Source organism: Okeania sp. SIO2C2 (genome assembly GCF_010692625.1).
GTDB lineage: Bacteria > Cyanobacteriota > Cyanobacteriia > Cyanobacteriales > Microcoleaceae > Okeania > Okeania hirsuta.
In genome coordinates this window covers 374447-393485 of the sequence record NZ_JAAHGM010000011.1, presented here as the reverse complement: position 1 = coordinate 393485, position 19039 = coordinate 374447, and the positions used below count along the sequence as shown (strand labels likewise).

Sequence of the window (19039 nt, the reverse complement as noted above, 5' to 3'; positions counted from 1 at the left end):
CTTTAAAGGAGAAACAAGAAAATATTTTCCTTTGATTCAATCCTCTTCCTTTTAGGGAGAGGTAATTATCAATTATCCATTATCAATTATCCATTATTGAACCTCTGCCTTCTGCCTTCTGCCTTCTGCAATTAGAAGCTTATGCTTAAGTAGATTTCTCTGTGTCAGATAAAGTTTCTGCAGCAGGTAAACTAGCTCTTTGAATCTGTTCTTCTTGATAGCGTTGCATATCTTTTTCTAATTCTTTAATACGTTTATTTCTGCTACGAATTTCTCCAAAAGTTGTGATGGTACGTTGCATTCTTGACCACAAGCTAAATAGCCATGCGAAAATAGCTCCTAACCCTGTGGCAATTACAAGTTCTACAGATAATGGAGCTTGGAATTCAACGCCTTGAATAAGTTTGATTGTAGTTAATTGGTTATTCTGTAAACTGAATATAACCAACGCTAAACAAATTAAAAAAATTAGCAAAAAGTTAATCAGTCTCATTATTTTTGTTTTGATTTATTTTGATAATTACCGATACTTAATTTATACCAGATAAAGTCATAGATTGACAACAATATATTTGTCAGCAAACAGCTGTCAGCTATTAGCTATCAGCTATTAATTTTGGGGATGGTCATTTCAGTTATCAGTACCTCTCCAATAAGGAGGCTTGATATCAGGAATATTATCTTTTTTTATCCCCTTAAAAGGGAGGCTTTAGACCAGGAATTTTCGGTAAAAGCAACCCTTGAAATTGAGAAAGAATAAAAAGTTACTGTCAAAGTATCCTTCCCAAACCTTAGAAGTAATTATTTGTTATTAATTGCTGTTAATGTAGTTCCGACCTAGTAAGCTAGCTGACTGCTAATAGTTGTTTGCGCATTCCGCAGGAAATGCTTACATATACTTTATAATTTTGATGCAGTAGCTTAATTTTTTAATACTCAAATTTTAGGCAATATTATATAGTATAAAAATCAATATTGATTAATCTATTTTTTAATAATTCCTAAAGCGGGCAGTACTTGATATTTTAAAGCTATACCTAAATAAACAAATAAACCAATTAAGATTGTACCTATTCCTATGGGACTAGGAATCCAAAAGACTACATCTAATGAATTTGATTCTCCTGGATTTAATTTCCAGACAATTTGTCGCTCGTTTAGATAAGTTATTGCATCATTTTCATTTGCTTGAATGTTGTTAAAACCCCAAGGCGTAGTTAACTGAAACTCTAAATCTAATAACTCATCTGGATTAACTATAACTTTGCTATTAGATGTAGATAATTGCAAATCTAAATTAATGCTCAATTTATTCCGCAGTACTAAAAATAAATTATTCTGACTTACTTCTATCTGAGATTCAAATTTAGGTAAATCTGCTGTAATATCGGCAGCATAATTATTAGATTCTTGTGCATCTATAGGTTTAAAAAATTGATTAAATTTGTCTTCCAAGTCAGCACCATTATTAAAAGGAATCGTAACAAAAATTTCTTGAGAAGATATTTTTTTAGTTTTTCCTCGTAATTTATCAACTCTAGTTTCTATACTTCTTAACCATTCAGAAACTATTTTCCCGCTGAAATTATTTAACTCATCTGCTAGTTTAATATGTTGCACAATTTCACCATGGTTTTGGCTCTCAAAATTTATTCCAACTTCATATTGAACACATCCATTCAATAGTAAAACTGCTAAAAAACTAATCAAAATAACTTTAAGGACTTTCATATCTAAGCCTCCCTTGTTGCTACACCTAAATTTTGAAATACAATACATGGCAAATAATAACTATTGCCAACTAACTCAGGAAAATTGCCTATATCTACCAAATTTTGAAATGCTTCAAAAATATTACCTGCCACCATTGTATTCTTAACTCTACCCGTTATTTCACCTTTTTCTACCTTATAACCTAAATCTAAATTGACAGAAAATTCTCCTGCTAATTGATTAGATTGACCAGCTCCTAATACCTGGTCTATAATTAGACCTTCTTTTATATTACTAATCAATTCTCTTGGAGAAGCTTGGCCAGGATTAATACTCAAATTTACTAAACTAGGAGTTGGTTGAGATAGTCCATCTCGGAAACCATTCCCAGTGGACTTACGTCCAGCACGAGCAGCCCATTGTTGGTCCCAATAGAAACTTTTTAAAGTGCCTGCTTCTATAAAAGTCTTGACCGTAGTTGGGATACCTTCGTCATCAAAGGGACAAGCATAAGGGAGTATATTTGGGTCTTCAAAGAGAGTAAAACGAGGATCGAAGATAGTTTCTCCAACTTTATTGGTAAGAGGGGAAGCTTTTTGTACCACAAGCTGTCCAGATAAAACAGTTTTAAATAATCTAGCGATCGTCTTTCCTACTGCTGTGGGAGTAAAAAATACGGGAAAATTGCCAGTAGTAATCTTAGCTGAATTTTCTGCCCATTGATATTTTTGGATTAACTTTTCTAGTAGTTTATTGATATCTAAGGGTTCCTCGCTTATTACATCTGAAGCAGATATTTGCAGAAAGTCTTCATTCCGAACTAAGTTACCGGAAATATTAACATTAACTAACTGATTAAACCTTTGAGCGTAAACATCAGTATTAGTCAAAATTTTAATATTTTTGTTCCGAATATTAAAGTCTATATTGACTAGAATATCGGGGTTATAATTATGAATCTTTTCAATAATTTCTTCACCAGAAGCAATTAATTCATTAACTTGAGGTAAATTAAACTCTAATTTTGGGTAATTAAAATTGTATGAAGAAGCAAATTGAAATTGTGCAATATCGCTAACTTTTGCTGTTTGAATTGCTCCCTCAACTAAATCCTCAATTCTCGTCAAATCTGTAGAACTAGCAAAACCTAATCTACCTTGATAAATTAATCTGAGAGCTACTCCTTGTTGAGCCTTAGTTTGTAGAGACTTTAAACGATTATTTTCAAATTTTATTGGTGTTTCCTGAGTAGACAAATAATAAATTTCTACAGCTTCAGCTTTCTGAGTAGCTAATTTAAGAATTTGCTCTAGAGTAGACTCACTCATAATAGACATCTGCGGAGTAGGGGAGTAGGGGGAAATAATGGATAATGGATAATTATTCGGTAAAAAAAAAATGATATTAGTTAAGCTTATGTTTTTTGTCAAATATATTTGGAATTTAAACTGAATTTTCTAAAAAAAGTTTAAATGAGCTATTTAGGGGGAAAAATAGGGGTAAAAAGGGTACGAACGCGCTTCTTTTGGCCATTTATCAAAAGCATTGATATGTAAGGAATACATCAGCATTGATTTGAAGGAAATTTTGGTGTATTTTTGAAATAAGTGATTCGCTCTGCGTAGGTGCTTATTAAAATGAATAATAAAGATAATAAAAATAAGTGAGTGGGAGTGCGTTCGCGCTAGCGTAACGTAGTTTTATCGCGTAGCGGAACGGAGTTCTATCGCGTTTGTGAAGCATGACCTAGGAAAGCGGAACGGAGTTCTATATGGATGGCCAGAAAAAGGGAAAACAATAACTTTTCAACAATGAATAATGAATAATGAATAATTACCTCTCCTTGAAAAGAAGAGGATTGACTAATAATGAAAATTTTTCTTTATTATCCCCTTAAAAGGGGAGGCGCATACCCACAAAATTTAGGTAAAAGTGTAATAGTAAACAAGTGAATGTCTTAGGATTAATGAATCGTAAAAACGAATTATGTTACGAAATAGTCAAGGGGTATATTAATAGTGAAGTTGTGATAAATTTTTTGGATAAATTTAGTCATAACTTGCCCAAAAAAAACCGTAGTAATTATAGACAAAGCTTCAATTCATACAAGCGATCGCATACTGAATAAATTAGAAGAATAGAATTCTTGCCTACCTATTCACCAAAACATAACATAATAGAAATATTATGGAAATTTATCAAATATAAGTGAATTGAAGTAGAGGATACCCGAAAACTGGAATAGCTTACTTCAATATCTCAAAAAAGTGCTTGATAATTTAGGAAAGGAATATGTAATTAATTTTGCTTATGCACTTAATTATTAATTATTAAATACTCCCCTACTCCTGACTCAAGAACTTATAAAATTAAAATTCATCGTAACTTTGTGCATCGTCACGTTTAGAACCTAATAATTCTAGTTGATCTACTCTAATGACAGGTTTAGAACGACTTGCTCCCGTGTTACGATCTTGCCAATATTCAAATTTCAAGGAACCTTTTATCCCTATCAATTTACCTTTACGAACATAGTCAGCAGCAATTTCCGCCGTTTTGCCCCACATTTCTAAATTAAACCAGTCTGGTTGGTCATTCTTACTAGAACGACGATTTACAGCCAAAGTTAAATTGCAAACCATACTACCAGACTCAAAATATTTAACATTAGGGTCTCCACCTGCCCTACCAACCAAAGTAACAATATTTAGACTCATATAATATATATCAGTAATTAAATTCCAGTCTGATTATCTACCAGAATATATCAAGAGGACTAATTATTCAACTATCGCTCAAATCTAACACATCCTCCGGATTCTGTCCTTATCATGTAGCACTATAAAATCAGGGACAGTTAAATTTGCTTACATCGATTCTTGTATAGAACCCATTTGAGATCTATTTAAAAAAAGATGGGGAGATGCAGAGATAGGGAGATGCAGAGATAGGGATCTGGGGAGTATTTTTCAACCTTTTTCCCTTATACCTTCCCTCTACCTCCTGACTCCTGAGGACTGACTCCTGACTCCTGGCAAAAAAACTGAATCGCCGACAAAGATACGATCGGAGGTTCTATAGTCCTGATAGACAGAGGGTTAAAAACAGAATAGAGTGCCTCAGCTATATTTATTGATAAATTATTACACAAACTTAAGATTGAATTTTGGGGGTCAAAAGTCAGTGGGTTGGATAAATCGCTTTTCTTTGTCTCGGGACATGGGAATTGACTTGGGTACTGCAAATACCCTTGTATATGTATCTGGTAAAGGTATTGTTCTTCAAGAACCATCTGTGGTAGCTATTGACCAGGAGCAAAAAACTTCTATAGCAGTAGGGGAAGAAGCGAAAAGGATGCTGGGGCGAACTCCAGCAAATGTAATTGCGGTCAGACCTTTACGGGATGGAGTCATTGCTGATTTTGATATAGCAGAATTAATGCTAAAGCATTTTATTAGAAAAGTTCATGAAGGAAAAACCTTGGTATCTCCAAGAATTGTAATTGGCATTCCGAGCGGAGTAACTGGTGTAGAAAGAAGAGCTGTAATGGAAGCTGCAGCTCATGCTGGTGCTAGAGAGGTACGATTAATTGATGAACCAGTTGCTGCTGCTATTGGCGCAGGGTTGCCTATGGCTGAACCCACAGGTAATATGATTGTGGATATTGGTGGGGGGACTACAGAAGTTGCTGTTCTTAGTTTACAAGGTACAGTTCTTAGTGAATCTGTCCGTGTAGCTGGAGATGAATTGAATGATGCTATTACTCAGTATATGAAAAAAGTCCATAGCTTGGTAATAGGCGAGCGAACTGCTGAAGATATCAAGATGAAATTGGGTTCAGCTTATCCGACTCAGGATGACAATGAGGCAACGATGGAAGTTAGGGGTTTACATTTATTATCAGGTTTGCCCAGAACTGTTACTGTCAAATCTGCTGAGACTAGAGAAAGTATGGCAGAACCTCTATCAATAATTGTAGAGGCAGTTAAGCGGACTTTGGAACGTACTCCTCCTGAACTAGCAGCAGATATTATAGATAGAGGTATTATGCTAGCTGGTGGTGGTGCTTTATTAAATGGGATAGATACTTTAATTAGCCATGAAACTGGAATTGTCACTCATATTGCAGCAGACCCACTTTCCTGCGTAGTCTTGGGTACTGGTCGTGTCTTGGAGAATTTTAAACAACTGGAAAGGGTTTTTAGTGGACAGATGCGCTAAAATTCAGTTATTTTGTAGCCAAATTATAGGGGGTAGAAGGTTAATTATTTGTATTTCCTAGTTTTGTCTTGATTTATAATTCCTAACTTTTGTGAGTACTGCTATATTTGAGTACCTATTGAAAAGCGTTCTGATGATCAGAACCTATAGATATATTATTTTACAGAACTTTTGAGAACTGTGAGATACAAGTTTAATCACTGACCCATTTTTCCTAATTTCTCTAAAACTCTGTATTTTTAAAATTAGTAAATTAGTAAATTAGTAAATTAGTAAATTAGTAAATTAGTAAATCTCGAAATTCAGTAAGAAGATTAATTACTAATAACTCATGGTTAATTGCGATTTCAATAATCAAATATTAGCTAGTTAGGGCTTGCTGATTAACTATCAAAGCATTGACAGATAAAGGCAAGTGCCTTTTTGGAGTGAAAAAAGCTACAAGGCTTTCGGTTGCTTAGAAGCTCATGAATGTTAGCATTTTGGGCAAGAGTAGGGCAGAAAAATCAGGGGACAATTTCCAACTACCTCCTCTATAATTCCCATTGATCCTGACTTCTGAATTCTGACTCCTTATACAGAAGTTTCTGTTTTGAATATAAATTAGTAGTAATAAAGTTTAAAGTAGTAGCAAATTTTCAGGTTTTACCAATGCAAACATTGCGTCGTCGAAGCTTAAAAATCATCAGAAAAGCTGCATTATTAATTTTAGCAGTAAGTGCAGCTTTTTGGGTTAGACAAACTCAAGGTTCTTTACTTTTTGAAATTTATAATTGGCTGAGTTTACCATTTCAACCTAGTCCTGTTCAACAAGAAGTATTAGTGAATGCTCGTATAGAAGAACTAGAAATTCAATTACAAGAATTAGAGAAACAAAATAATACTCTCAAGCAACTTTTTAATTATACAAAAACTAAAAAAACAAAAGGAATAGTAGCTCCTGTAGTGGGTAGAAGTGCAGACTATTGGTGGCAAAAAGTAACTCTAGGAAGAGGTAGTAAAGATGGTATTCAAAAAGATTTTATTGTGATGGGAACTGGTGGTATAGTAGGTAGAATAACTAGCGTTACACCCCATACTAGCCAGGTATTATTAGTAAGTGACTCTACCAGTAAAGTTGGCGCAGGAATTATTCGCAGTCGTCAGATGGGTTTTATGAAGGGTCAGGGTAATGATACAGTTGTCTTAGAATTTTTTAACGATCTTCCTGATGTTAAGGTTGGTGATTTTGTATCTACTTCTGCTTATAGTCAATTATTCCCGGCAGGTTTGGCTATCGGAAAAGTTGAATCTATTAATTTGAATAATACTCCTGCTCCACAAGCGAAGGTTAAATTATCAGCACCACTATATACTTTGGAATGGGTGACTGTTTATCAAAATAAACAAAGTGAAACAGAAAAGTAATTCAACTATCAATGATCGACTTTTTAATTTTTCTTTAGTTGTCTTTCTTGAGTTATTTGGTTATTGGATGTATTTAATAAAAATTAAAAGCTTTTGATTGGTCAATTTTTTTATTCAACAGAGACAGTATATATACCAGTCATACTTTAATTTTGCAGAAAATATCTGGGAATTAGGGAATAGGGGTAAGGCTTTCCAATTTTTGACAATTCATTTAAGACTGCCATAATTAAAATCATGCAAAAATATTAATAATTTGCACGACCTAAAATTATTAGGAAATCAGTCTCATTCTGCTCACAGTTATTTTATTTCCCATTTTTATTAATTTTCAATAATGGCAATTCTTCTGTTACAAAGACTCTTTTTACCTAATTATCTTTTACCTAAGACAAATGAAAATTATCATTGACTTGGAAAAAACTCTATATAGTAATTCCCAAGAAGCGTGAGGTACGCGCATTCGTTTGTTTTAGGTGGAGACGTTGCATGCAACGTCCGTAGGTCTGAGTAATACCAATTTGATAAATATTTGCTACAAATAACTAAGTTATTTCTTAGGAGGACCGAAGACCGAGTCAGGTAGGGAAGCCGTCGGATTGGCGACGTACAGAATGAATAGCTTTGATACTATTTATTAGGTTGTAATTTATCTTTTTAGTCCAAGGGGCATCTCTTTTAAAGTCTTTTAACTGCCCTGATTATTCGTAACATTCTTTTTCCAAATTGGTATAGTTCGGGAAAAGAAAATCAAAAGAAGAAAAACAACTTTACCTCAGTAATTTGAGAAACTCTATAGATGTTTTTTGTAGCAAAAAAAAATAGTATAAATTACCAAGAGCCTAAAAATTTTCTCCTGGTTAAAAATTGAAGAATTAACTTATCCTCAACAACTTTCAAATTATTAAATTTATTTTCTTAATTCAGATGTCTAATATATCTCAGCAAGCTATTTTAAAATCATTAATCACTATTGCTTCTGCACTAGTTTGTGCACTATTATTGTTCACCCGTATTCCAGGAATGGAGATTTTTGGCATAGGACCTAACTGGTTATTAATTTGGGTAGTTGCTTGGAGTAGCCAGAGTTCAACTATAGAAGCTTTAGTCGCTGGCTTAGTTTTAGGATTAATTCAAGATGGCATCACAGCTCCCTATCCCACTCATGTTATTCCTTTAGTTTTTGCAGGATTTGTCATAGTGTTTTTACAGAAGCAACGCTTTATTCAAGAAGATTTTATTTTCATAGCTTTAGTAACATTTATTCTGGCAATTATTGCAGAAACTTTCATGGCAATTCAGTTAGGATTAATCGGCAATCAAACCTTTGGAGAAATTTGGGTTTACCACAAGCAAGTTGCTTTGGGTTCTGCTGTTATTAGTAGTCTTTGGGCTCCTGTTATTTATTTTCCTCTCAGTCAATTGTGGAAACTTTAAGCCCACATTCCGCACCACAAAATGTAGCATGAAAATATAAGTCAAAATTCAAAATTCAAAAGTCAAAAGTAAGAAAACAATTATAGTCGTCAATCGGAATCAACAATTCAGTAAGTATTTATGCTTAATATTTAACTGAGAATTTGACTCCTGATCAAGGTAAATGAAGATAATTTATATAGTATAAATACTTAAGCAACCTCAGGATTTTATACTAATTTTCATGTTACAAATTGAAGTGCGGAATGTGGGTTTCAGATGACTAAGTACTAGGTTTGAAATTGAAATAAACTATATATTATATATATTGATATAGCGCTACGCATTAAGGTATTTGACATTAATAAAAACTGAAACCATTTTGTATTCCCCTATTGCCTGTTGCCTGTTGCCTGTTGCCTTGCGCGTAGCACTATATTGTTCAAATTATAAATTCAAAAGAGTAGCTGTCTATGCTAAAAAGTAAAGATTTTGAAAATCAGTCAGAAATCAGTCGAGTCAAAGTGCTAAGTGAAGCACTACCTTACATTCAAAAATTTGCAGGTCGTAAAATAGTCGTGAAATATGGCGGTGCGGCCATGAAAGATAGTAACCTCAAAGATCAAGTAATTAGGGACATTGTACTACTATCTTGTGTGGGTATACGCCCAATTGTGGTTCATGGTGGCGGCCCAGAAATTAACTCTTGGTTGGGCAAATTAGGAATTGAACCGCAGTTTAAGGATGGTTTGCGAGTTACTGATGCGCCCACTATGGAAGTAGTAGAGATGGTATTAGTGGGAAGGGTTAATAAGGAAATAGTTTCTTTAATTAATCAAGCTGGTGGCCGTGCTGTGGGTCTGTGTGGCAAGGATGCGAACTTAATAAAAGCACGTCCCGAAGGAAGAGAAGGTATTGGTTTTGTTGGGGAAGTAAGTAACGTCAAAATAGATATTCTAGAATCCCTAGTTGATAATGGCTATATTCCCGTGGTATCTAGTGTAGCTGCAGATGAAAAAGGACAAGCTTACAATATTAATGCAGATACTGTTGCGGGTGAAATTGCTGCTGCGATGGATGCAGAAAAGTTAATTCTCCTTACGGATACAGCGGGAATTTTGGAAGACTATCATAATCCAGATAGTTTAATTGTTAAGTTAGATATCCAGGAAGCTAGACAATTGATTGAAAAAGGAATTGTATCTGGTGGAATGATTCCTAAAGTAAATTGTTGTGTGCGGAGTTTAGCTCAGGGAGTTCGAGCTGCCCATATTCTTGATGGTAGAGTTCCCCATGTACTTTTACAGGAAATCTTTACAGATTCTGGAGTTGGCTCAATGATAGTAAGTAGTTTGGCAGTTAATAACTTTTAACGAGGGTTTGCTGAAAAAATATTTTAGTAGGGGTAGGAGACAGGAGGCAGGAGGCAGGAAACAAGAGACAGGAGACAGGAGACAGGAGAAATGGGAATTATAGAGGAGGTAGGAGGAAAAATGGTAAGAGTGATTTTTCTGCCATAATCGTCCCAAAATACTAGCATGCATGAGCTTCTTCCGCTGAAAAGCTGATACTTTTTTAGACCAAAAAATGCTTTAACCAATATCAGTCAATGCTTTGATATTTAATCAGCAAGACCTAACTATAGTGCTGTGCGCAGGCAACAGGCAACAGCTCATCTGGGGGAATAAAAAAACCGATAATATAAAACTATTAGCTATTGGACAGTTCTTGTCATTTGTACATAAGTCAGCGCACATTGCTATAGGGTACAGGGAACAGGGGAGAAAACATTTCCCTGTCTAAGGTTTATCATCTAGAGTAGAATCCTCAGTTGCAGAAGCAGAAGGAGTATCTGTGTAGAGATGGCTTTGATCGACATTTTTATGAGAAGATGATAGAGAATGCTTTGATGGTCTCCCCGTATTTTTTTTTGTTTTTGGTTTGAAATTAAATGTGTTCCAGGCTACTTTAATACCAGTAAAAATACTTTTCGTTGTAGTTTGAACTTCCTTGGTTTGTTTACGGACATTACCAATACTTTGATCGACTTGCTTAACAATTTCTCCAGCACTCTGGACACTATCATTAACATCATCAGTTAACTCACTAATTTCTATGCCAGTGAGACGAATTGCTTCTAAAGTTGGTGGTAATTCACGAGCTAGGATGTCTGCTAACTTTTCTAGACTACGAGCAGCTCTTGCTAATGCCAACATCGCAGGTAAAGTGACAATTAATACAGTAGTGAGGCTTAATGCAACCAGGAAAAGGGACAATCCTAGCCAAAACAAAGGGTTGTTCACAGGTATTTCGCCTAAACAGGGGAATGATAACTTCCTATTCCTGGATAATCTTAACAATAATAAGTGCTATTGTAGAGTATATTAAGATTAAAAAAAAGCTTTTTGTTTTAATTTTCCCTGTTTATAACTACTGAAACTTCAGAGTTTTTTGCTTCTAGTTGAGATAATATTTCTCTCTCTTTTTGACTAGCTTCTAATCCAGCAGCGATCGCCTCTCTTAGTCTTTCTAAAGTTTCTTCCCAAGAATTAGTAGTAGCTCCTGAAAAGCGGTCTGTTTGAAATTTGACACTGGTAGATAAGTCTGTTACAAGTTGGGGAATAGCTGATGCAGATTTTTTCACCAACTGTCTTGTTTTTTTGCCCGTTCTAGGAGCTATTAATACCCCTGTTAATGTACCTATGGCTGAACCTAGCAGTAGACCACTGATAAATAGTCCAGATTTTTTGTTTGACATACTTAAAATATATATATCTCTAGAATACTTCTTTATTATCAATCATATCTAAATTTTTGAAAGAGTACTCCCATGATAATCGCTCTTATTTGACGGTAAGATTTGATGCTGAGAGTGTCAATATATTTAGGGTTTGCTGAAAAAGTCTTATGGGTGAGGGTCGGGAACAGGGAACAGGGAACAGGGAACAGGGAACAGATTATTCTATTTGCTACGGCAAAATTTTCTGATGGTCAGAGAAAAATATTAGCATTTTGAGACTAAAAGAGCCAAAAACCTTGCACCCCCTCAGCAATATTTAATCCTGGAAGCCTATACTGGTATTGATTACAATTTTATTTAACAAGCCCTATTTAGTGCAGGATGGCGGAAATAACTGACCAGTAACAAAATCAAAAAACAATTACAAATCAATACTTTTGACTGTCTTGAGTGCGTCTTGCATTCTGAGGAAACCTCGCCAATTAGCACTCGCTTTTAACTTTTGACTTTTAACTTCCGCGTAGCGGCACTAGCGCCAAATTCTACAGCAACGATGCCAAATGGTTCTGAGCAACCAAAGCATGGCCATAATTTGTTTAACCTGTTGAACTTGTAAATCCAGTTGTTTATATAGTTGTCGTAGTTGATTTATTTTCTGCTGGTGAAATTGGAAAAATTCAGGTGTTTTACCAAGTATTTTATTAGTACAAATATCTATCAAATTGAGAGTTTGTTCTACTTGTAGCAATGTTTGTCTAACTTTCCAGATTCTCCAAGCTAGGTAAAAACAAAAAATTGAGATAACAATATTTAGTTCAATTACTAACCACAGCATTTTTCACTTCGCCGAACAATCTTAAAGAATAACTAAAACAAAAAGTCCAATCAGAATCAAAACTTATCAAAATCATATGGGTCGCGCAACCTCGCCTTTTAAGGCGCAATATTTTTGGAGAGTTGCTCACGCATCCCCTATTTCCCCTCCTGGGAGGGGGAGGGGCGAGGGGAGGGTTAACTTCTGACTTTTGACTTCTGACTTCGTTAAGATGTTCCCTCAAACTCTTATATTGGACCGACACATCTAAAATGGAGTGGGGGAGATTGAATATTGAAGTAATTATATAGCAATCCTAAATAGGTCGTGACAAATCAAAAAGTAAATAAAAAAACTGAAACTCTTACCAGTTAAGTGTTCCCAGTTAAGTGTTCCCTAAAAAGCAGTAAGATTTTTGACACGAATAAAATAGGATTGCGATAGAGTTATCAAAGTATATTATATCAAATCCACTCGGATTTGGTATCAAAAAATGTTCCATTAAAGCGCCATTGTCAAATCTTTCTCAATCTCCCCATCTTTCTGGTCAAGGGTTTCATAACTCAACGTTTTAGACGTGAAATAATTTCCGGAAATTACTGTAGCATCAAAGATTTAAGCCTATAAAATCTGACTTTTAACTTTTGACTTTTAACTTTTAACTTTTGACTTTTAACTTCGTTTCTGGTTATTTATATAAGGAGAAAAGCTACTATGAAATTTATTAATCCCAAAGTCGATTATGCTTTTAAAAAAATCTTTGGTTCTCAGCAAAGCAAAGAGATTTTAATCAGTTTTCTGAATGCGATAATTTATGATGGAGAAAAAACTATTAAGGATTTAACAATTGTCAATCCTTTTAATCCTGGTCAAATTATCAGTTTGAAAGATACCTATTTAGATATAAAAGCTGTTTTATTTGATGGCTCTATTGTAGTTATTGAAATGCAAGTCGCACGGATGACTGCTTTTAGCAAGCGGGTAATGTACAACTTAGTTAAAGGTTATGGCAACCAGTTAGAAACAGGAGATGATTACCCCTTACTACGTCCGGCAATAGCGGTAACAATTACAGATTTTATCTTGTTTAAAGATGAGGTAGATGTTATTAATCCATTTGTGTTTAAACATAGAGAGAAAAACTGGGAATATCCCGATCGGGAATTACAGTTAATTTTTGTGGAACTGCCGAAGTTTAAAAAAACTTTGGGAGAGTTAAAAACTTTAGCAGATAAGTGGATTTACTTTCTGAAAGAAGCTGCCAAATTTGATGATATTCCAGATAGTTTAGGGGAGGTTGCAGAAATTGAACTTGCTTTAAATATTGCTGAGAGAATTAATATGACTTCAGAAGAATTAGAGATAGTCGAGCGTCGGGCCATAGCATTACAAGATGAGAAAGGACGACTAACTTATGCAGAAGAACAAGGAGAAGCAAAAGGACGGCTTAATCAAGCGATCGCTCTAATCAAGCTATTAATAACTCAACGTTTTGGAGAGGTATCTGAAGAAATTAGTAGTCAGATAGAAAGTTTGCCTTTAGCAGATGTAGAGGATTTGGTGAAGGTATTTTTAAGTTTTAATAGTTTGGCAGATTTGGAAAGTTGGTTACAGGAACGTTTATCAATGGATAACTGATAATTGATAATTGATAATTGCTTAATTTGGTCTAATACCTCTTCAAAAATGCAAGAAAATCAAAATAAAATATTTTCCTGTTTGTTAATCCTCTTCTTTCAAGGATAGGTAATTATCCATTATTCATTGTTCATTATCAATTGTTTATAAGGAGAATACTACTATGAAATTTATCAATCCTAAAGTTGATTATGCTTTTAAAAAAATCTTTGGTTCTGAGCAAAGCAAAGATATTTTAATCAGTTTTCTGAATGCGATAATTTATAATGGAGAACCAACTATTAAGGATTTAACAATTGTCAATCCTTTTAATCCTGGTAAAATTATCAGTTTAAAAGAAACTTATTTGGATGTAAAAGCAGTTTTGGTTGACGGTTCTATTGTAATTATTGAAATGCAAATGGCACGAATGACTGCTTTTAACAAGCGGGTGGCTTACAATTTGTCTAAAGCTTATGCTAATCAGTTGGATAAAGGGGAGAATTATCCTTTATTAAATCCGGCAATAGCTGTCACAATTACAGATTTTATTCTGTTTAAAAATACTGATGATAATCTTAATAAAGATGATTATATTAATAAATTTGTGTTTCAGGAGGAAACTAAAAATTATAAATGCTTGGAAAAAGAATTGCGTTTAATTTTTGTCGAACTGCCGAAGTTTAAAAAAAGTTTGTCGGAGTTAAAAAATTTGACGGATAAGTGGATTTATTTTCTGAAAGAAGCAACAAACTTTGATGAGATACCAGAAAATTTAGGGGAAGTTGCGGAAATAGAACAAGCTTTAAATATTGCTAATTTTATTAATATGAGTCCAGAAGAATTAGAGATAGTTGAAAACCGAGGGATAGCGATGCAAGATGAAAGAGGACGGATAACTTATGCAGAACAACAAGCACGGTTTAATCAAACTCTCGCTCTAATCAAGCTTTTAATAACTCAACGTTTTGGAGAGGTTTCTGAAGAGATTAGTAGTCAGATAGAAGTTTTGTCTTTAGAATATTTGGAAGATTTAGTGAAGGTATTTTTAAGCTTTAATAGTTTGGCAGATTTGGAAAGTTGGTTGCAGGAACGTTTGAGGTTTTAATTGAGTGGGGTCACTCATTATCTCATCCGGTGTCCAATCTCCTCAACATTACTGTGTGAAATAAGGATTTTTTGGGGTAGATTTTTTGGGTATTGGTTGTCGGTACTGATAACTGAAATGCAACTGCGAGTCGCATTCTTTAATGCGACTCGCCATTGGTTGATTTGGGTTAGAACTAGAGTGCTGATATCTCAGGTCAACTCCAGACTACTCTCGTTTTCTCTATCCCCAGACAACTATTTCCTCGTTTTATCAACTCTTCGTTGACAATTATTAGACTGTTCTTTTTCCGGCGAGTCCCATTGAGGAATAAGCTCGCCGTTGGTTGATCTGGGTTAGGAGTGGAGTTAAGAGGGTTGGGTTGCTAGAGGAAGGGGAGGGAGGGAGCGATCGCTCTATATTCCATTGGTGTTGAACTCGCCTACTTTTCTTTGTGACATCAGGATTTTTTTTGGGTTCTATGTTGGGGCTTGAGTAGGCATCATCTGTTCATTTTTCTCTTGTTTTTGTCGCCCTTTTTTCTCCTTCATTTTTCCTTTTTTTTTCTCGTTCTTTCCTTCTCCTTCTCTTGTTGTTTCATTTCTATTTCCTTCCTTCTTCTCTCTTCCATACAGATCTAATATCATGGTCTTGATTTTTATTTTCACCCTCCTGGGGCTAGATCACACACCCATCCTTCCCAACATTCATTATGACAATCTAACCAATTCTCCTCGTTGGCCATATAGTAGGACTTGACTCCATATTTGCAACATGGGGTTAGGTACACTGTTTGATAATCATCTATATGGCAACCTGTCTCTGAATAACCATAATACATGGGCACACTCGCTCCATCTCCAACTCCGCGTCCTGGCCTTGGCTTGGAGCCTGGTGTCGTCTCCACTATTCCTATAGCGGGGAGCGTTATATTTGGACTAACCTGATTTTCCTCCACATCATTTTCGATCGGGGTTTCTGCTGCAACCACAATATTGAGGAACATCGTCCACACCATCACCGCCATTATTACTACTTTTAGCCACTTTGAGAGCGCTTTTTTCATTTTCGTCTTTCCTATTTGTTTTCAACTTCTTTATGATTAAACCACACCCAGTTGCCTTCTTTCGGGTTTCCTGACTGGACTGCCACAGTAGGGGGAGTAAAGGTCGTAGGCATCGTCACACTTTCTCCCTCATCAGTGCCACATCCTTCTATCAGATTTGTAACTATCCTCAATCCCTTGGCCTTGAAATGGATCATTTCTCTATCTCAAAATTTCTAGTATTCGCCTTTTGCCTGTCTGGTAAATTTTTTTTCCCAGGTTTGGCATTCGCCACTTTTGAGACGTTTTTCAATCCAAATTTATGACTAAATTTCTGAACTTTTATCTTTCATATTGGTGCTTAGACATTTTCTTTCTGCTAGGAAAAATCTCTTAAATTCAGTCTAGACAGTTGTTTCATTCTCTATAACCATCACTACAGAGGAGATGGGGAGATAGGGATATGATTACAGAAGATTTTGAAAAAGAACAGGCATTGATAACCAGATTTGGTATGAAAACGGATTAGCATTCTTTGTTATTGGCCGAAAATGCCAATTATCCAGTAATTTAGTGAGGTGAAAAGCTTGGCCAAAATGTTGATGGGTTTCTGGGTGTCGTATTTTTAACTGAATCAGATGCCTTTTTATTTTTAAAAATCTATTTTTATTTAGGCCAGCCTCGCCAGGAAAGCGATCGCACGGCCTAATTCCTTTCCATGGGGAAAAAAGGCCACAAACAATGGAAGAATAGGGGTCTAAATGCCAGGAGGCGGACTTGAACCGCCGACACGAGGATTTTCAGTCCTCTGCTCTACCAACTGAGCTATCCCGGCTTTTTTTCACTTTTACTATCGTAGCAGACTAAATATAATTTGACAAGCACTTGAGCAATTTTTTTTTATTATTAGCTATAATGCAGACTATATAACAATTTTAGCTGAGTTTGCCCAATTAAAAGTCAAAAGTCAAAACTTAAAAGTCAAAAGTAAGAGTTAAAGCAATAAGATGACCAGAGGTACAGATAACTAATAACTGATAATACCAATTCAATTTAAAAAAAAGAATGTTACAACTAGAGTGCTTAATCTGAGGTATGTTTGGTGGGTTACGGCGGACAATTAAGATTTTGCTTCGCGACTCATAAGTATTGTCGCCTTTTCATGTCGCGAAGCAAAACCCACCCTATTGGACCGACACAGCTAAAACTGTGCATTAGGGAATAGAGTAGGGACTAAGCATGCTATGTCCTTAGGGGAGAAAGATTGTTGTTGGGTTATACTACGGATAAGCTGCGCTAACGTCCCTCAACCCAACATGGTAAATTAGGCTTTTCTGTGCAGAAGAAAATTTATCAGAGTTTGGGTGGAACAAAAGAGTATAATCGAGAGGTATGGGAAAAGTTTGGAGAGCAAGTAGGATGGAAAAAAGGAGACAAATGGTTGGATTACGATGAGCTAAATTGGATACTAGAGACATCATCGCACTACACAGGACACCTTCCTTTTAAGACCTACCCATTTACCATACCGAGAGATGAGATTTTTAGATTTATTGTGGATTGTGATTGGTTGGTTCTCTCTTCTCTCGCGCAGAGACTTGTAGAGTGTAACATATAAACGTTTCAGCCACCTTAGCAACCCAACAAAAATCTGCATCTAAATCTATAAATATGTGTTGGGTTTATCCTAACGGATAAGCTCCGCTAACACTTCGTTCTACCCAACCTACGAAATGGTTATTTTTTATTATTAGGAATTATGCAACTCACCATCATAATTTAACTCTTTCATACATTCTAAATAAGATTCTATGGCATCTTTAATATTTTCCAATGCCTCAATTTCAGTTTCTCCCTGAGACCAACATCCAGGTAAATAAGGACACCAAACAGCATATCCTTCATCAGTTTGTTTGAGTTTAACTCCGTATCGCATCTTTTTTTCAGTTATCAGTAAGAGATTTAAAATTTATTGTCATGCTTAAACTATACCAACGTATTTCTCTAACCAAAGACTTCCCAGAATATAATCTTAAAAAAGGTAATATTGCCATAAATTTTTATTATCAATAGTAATCTGATAAGATACCAATAATTTATTCTGACAAAATAATGATTTACTTGCTCCGAGACCGTGCTACTAAAGAACAAATTAATGAAATGCTAGCTACTCTAAATAGTTATATTAAACTAGCAGTAGATATAGAAAAAGGCATTTTAGCAGGTGGTGGAGAATTACACGCGGATTGTGAAGTTGTACTATTAGAAAACGGAAGTAGGCAAGTAGATATTTGGGGAGCTGATTAGTATCCACTTACACAGGAAGTAGGTTATGAATCTCTAATTAATATCCGTCCTCGTCAAAATAATCGGTCAATGGAAATTCAAGACCCAGTTATTAGAAAGCAGGTTGCTCAAATTGTAGAACAGTTATTAGGAAATTTATGAGAAATTGGAATACTTTGAAAGAAAGATATTTGAGAGATGAAATTCCTGTACGCTTGGGAAATATCGCCTCAAATTTAGCACGAATTAAATCTCGTTGTCAGTCTACACCTCATCAAGAACTGGTAGAAAATTTGCTCAAAGAAAGTGAATTTTTTATTGAATGGACTGCACCTGATACAGAGGTGGAAGTTGCTGCTGAACTTGTTGAGCTGCAGATAATATTAGCACAGTGGCAATATAATTGGGAAAGTATTTGGAATGATAGTAAACTCCTAAGTGAGGTGAGTCATAAAGCTAATGTTTGGTCAGAAAAGTTGCTGAATATGTCTGGTTTATTAACAGAGAATTACTAGAAAACTGGCAAGGAGCAAGAGAACAAAATCCTTTGGAAAAAATTGAACCTTTAGAGCAAATTATGTTGAAAGACATTTGTACGGGGGAAGTTCAGAGATAGATAGACGGGAAGTTTTCTTTAATGAATAGAGGGAGTAGATTGAATTAATTACTCAATTATCCAATCACCGCGTCCCC

At 35.1% G+C, this 19039-nt stretch carries 18 protein-coding genes, 1 tRNA gene and 3 pseudogenes; 10 read left to right on the top strand and 12 right to left on the bottom strand.

The window, feature by feature from the left end; all coding sequences use genetic code 11:
* Window positions 1–145: 145 nt before the first annotated feature.
* From F6K18_RS12495 to F6K18_RS12485, 3 genes are all read right to left on the bottom strand, one after another.
* A complete protein-coding gene (locus tag F6K18_RS12495) occupies window positions 146–493 on the bottom strand; it encodes a LapA family protein (RefSeq protein ID WP_287521178.1) in 348 nt (115 codons plus the stop codon).
* A 491-nt stretch (window positions 494–984) separates the two neighbouring features.
* Complete coding sequence (locus tag F6K18_RS12490; protein WP_287521176.1) at window positions 985–1731, bottom strand: DUF3153 domain-containing protein; 747 nt, start codon at window positions 1729–1731, stop codon at window positions 985–987.
* A 2-nt stretch (window positions 1732–1733) separates the two neighbouring features.
* Entirely contained in the window at window positions 1734–3041 is a 1308-nt protein-coding gene (locus tag F6K18_RS12485) for a TldD/PmbA family protein (protein ID WP_287521174.1), read from the bottom strand.
* A 614-nt stretch (window positions 3042–3655) separates the two neighbouring features.
* Between F6K18_RS12485 and F6K18_RS37300 the strand changes: the two are divergent.
* Window positions 3656–4040: pseudogene (locus F6K18_RS37300) on the top strand (transposase); the annotation flags it as partial.
* Window positions 4041–4082: 42 nt separating this feature from the next.
* Here the strand turns inward: F6K18_RS37300 and F6K18_RS12480 are convergent.
* Window positions 4083–4430, bottom strand: coding sequence for a single-stranded DNA-binding protein (locus F6K18_RS12480; protein WP_287521173.1), 348 nt, complete (start codon window positions 4428–4430; stop codon window positions 4083–4085).
* Between the two features lie 502 nt (window positions 4431–4932).
* Here F6K18_RS12480 and F6K18_RS12475 point away from each other — a divergent pair.
* The 4 genes from F6K18_RS12475 to argB all read left to right on the top strand — a co-directional run bounded on the left by F6K18_RS12475 (window position 4933) and on the right by argB (window position 10130).
* Window positions 4933–5934 (top strand): rod shape-determining protein, encoded by a 1002-nt coding sequence (locus tag F6K18_RS12475; RefSeq protein WP_287521281.1) that lies wholly within the window; start codon window positions 4933–4935, stop codon window positions 5932–5934.
* A gap of 651 nt (window positions 5935–6585) precedes the next feature.
* Window positions 6586–7341 (top strand): rod shape-determining protein MreC, encoded by a 756-nt coding sequence (gene mreC / locus F6K18_RS12470; RefSeq protein ID WP_287521171.1) that lies wholly within the window; start codon window positions 6586–6588, stop codon window positions 7339–7341.
* A 927-nt stretch (window positions 7342–8268) separates the two neighbouring features.
* Window positions 8269–8778, top strand: a complete 510-nt coding sequence (gene mreD, locus F6K18_RS12465) for a rod shape-determining protein MreD (RefSeq protein ID WP_287521169.1) — start codon at window positions 8269–8271, stop codon at window positions 8776–8778.
* Window positions 8779–9230: 452 nt separating this feature from the next.
* Complete coding sequence (argB, locus tag F6K18_RS12460; protein ID WP_287521167.1) at window positions 9231–10130, top strand: acetylglutamate kinase; 900 nt, start codon at window positions 9231–9233, stop codon at window positions 10128–10130.
* Between the two features lie 426 nt (window positions 10131–10556).
* Here the strand turns inward: argB and F6K18_RS12455 are convergent, their stop codons facing one another.
* The 3 genes from F6K18_RS12455 to F6K18_RS12445 form a co-directional block, all read right to left on the bottom strand.
* Window positions 10557–11060, bottom strand: coding sequence for a DUF948 domain-containing protein (locus tag F6K18_RS12455; RefSeq protein ID WP_287521165.1), 504 nt, complete (start codon window positions 11058–11060; stop codon window positions 10557–10559).
* Between the two features lie 107 nt (window positions 11061–11167).
* Window positions 11168–11515 carry a YtxH domain-containing protein gene (locus F6K18_RS12450; protein WP_287521164.1) on the bottom strand — a complete coding sequence of 116 codons (348 nt, stop codon included), beginning with the start codon at window positions 11513–11515 and terminating at the stop codon, window positions 11168–11170.
* Between the two features lie 511 nt (window positions 11516–12026).
* Window positions 12027–12332 carry a hypothetical protein gene (locus F6K18_RS12445; RefSeq protein WP_287521163.1) on the bottom strand — a complete coding sequence of 102 codons (306 nt, stop codon included), beginning with the start codon at window positions 12330–12332 and terminating at the stop codon, window positions 12027–12029.
* Between the two features lie 693 nt (window positions 12333–13025).
* On the opposite strand from F6K18_RS12445, the gene F6K18_RS12440 reads away from it, so the two are divergent.
* Both F6K18_RS12440 and F6K18_RS12435 read left to right on the top strand, forming a co-directional pair.
* Entirely contained in the window at window positions 13026–13949 is a 924-nt protein-coding gene (locus F6K18_RS12440) for an Rpn family recombination-promoting nuclease/putative transposase (protein ID WP_287521162.1), read from the top strand.
* 163 nt (window positions 13950–14112) lie between these two features.
* The gene (locus tag F6K18_RS12435; protein WP_287521160.1) at window positions 14113–15036 is read left to right on the top strand and encodes an Rpn family recombination-promoting nuclease/putative transposase; all 924 of its coding nucleotides are present in this window, start codon (window positions 14113–14115) and stop codon (window positions 15034–15036) included.
* 458 nt (window positions 15037–15494) lie between these two features.
* Here the strand turns inward: F6K18_RS12435 and F6K18_RS12430 are convergent, their stop codons facing one another.
* The 4 genes from F6K18_RS12430 to F6K18_RS12415 form a co-directional block, all read right to left on the bottom strand.
* Window positions 15495–15662 carry a hypothetical protein gene (locus F6K18_RS12430; protein ID WP_287521159.1) on the bottom strand — a complete coding sequence of 56 codons (168 nt, stop codon included), beginning with the start codon at window positions 15660–15662 and terminating at the stop codon, window positions 15495–15497.
* Window positions 15663–15679: 17 nt separating this feature from the next.
* On the bottom strand, window positions 15680–16081 hold the full coding sequence (locus F6K18_RS12425) for a hypothetical protein (RefSeq protein ID WP_287521157.1): 402 nt from the start codon (window positions 16079–16081) through the stop codon (window positions 15680–15682).
* A gap of 11 nt (window positions 16082–16092) precedes the next feature.
* Window positions 16093–16278 (bottom strand): hypothetical protein, encoded by a 186-nt coding sequence (locus tag F6K18_RS12420; protein WP_287521155.1) that lies wholly within the window; start codon window positions 16276–16278, stop codon window positions 16093–16095.
* A 544-nt stretch (window positions 16279–16822) separates the two neighbouring features.
* A tRNA-Phe gene (locus F6K18_RS12415) sits at window positions 16823–16895 on the bottom strand.
* Window positions 16896–17387: 492 nt separating this feature from the next.
* On the opposite strand from F6K18_RS12415, the pseudogene F6K18_RS12410 reads away from it, so the two are divergent.
* A pseudogene (locus tag F6K18_RS12410) lies at window positions 17388–17678 on the top strand (GUN4 domain-containing protein); the annotation flags it as partial.
* Between the two features lie 132 nt (window positions 17679–17810).
* Here F6K18_RS12410 and F6K18_RS12405 read toward each other — a convergent pair.
* On the bottom strand, window positions 17811–17996 hold the full coding sequence (locus tag F6K18_RS12405; protein WP_287521153.1) for a type II toxin-antitoxin system HicB family antitoxin: 186 nt from the start codon (window positions 17994–17996) through the stop codon (window positions 17811–17813).
* 176 nt (window positions 17997–18172) lie between these two features.
* Between F6K18_RS12405 and F6K18_RS12400 the strand changes: the two are divergent.
* A pseudogene (locus F6K18_RS12400) lies at window positions 18173–18508 on the top strand (DUF5674 family protein).
* Entirely contained in the window at window positions 18505–18861 is a 357-nt protein-coding gene (locus tag F6K18_RS12395) for a hypothetical protein (RefSeq protein WP_287521152.1), read from the top strand. Before F6K18_RS12400 ends, F6K18_RS12395 begins: the two are co-directional and overlap by 4 nt.
* The last annotated feature ends 178 nt before the right edge of the window (window positions 18862–19039 follow it).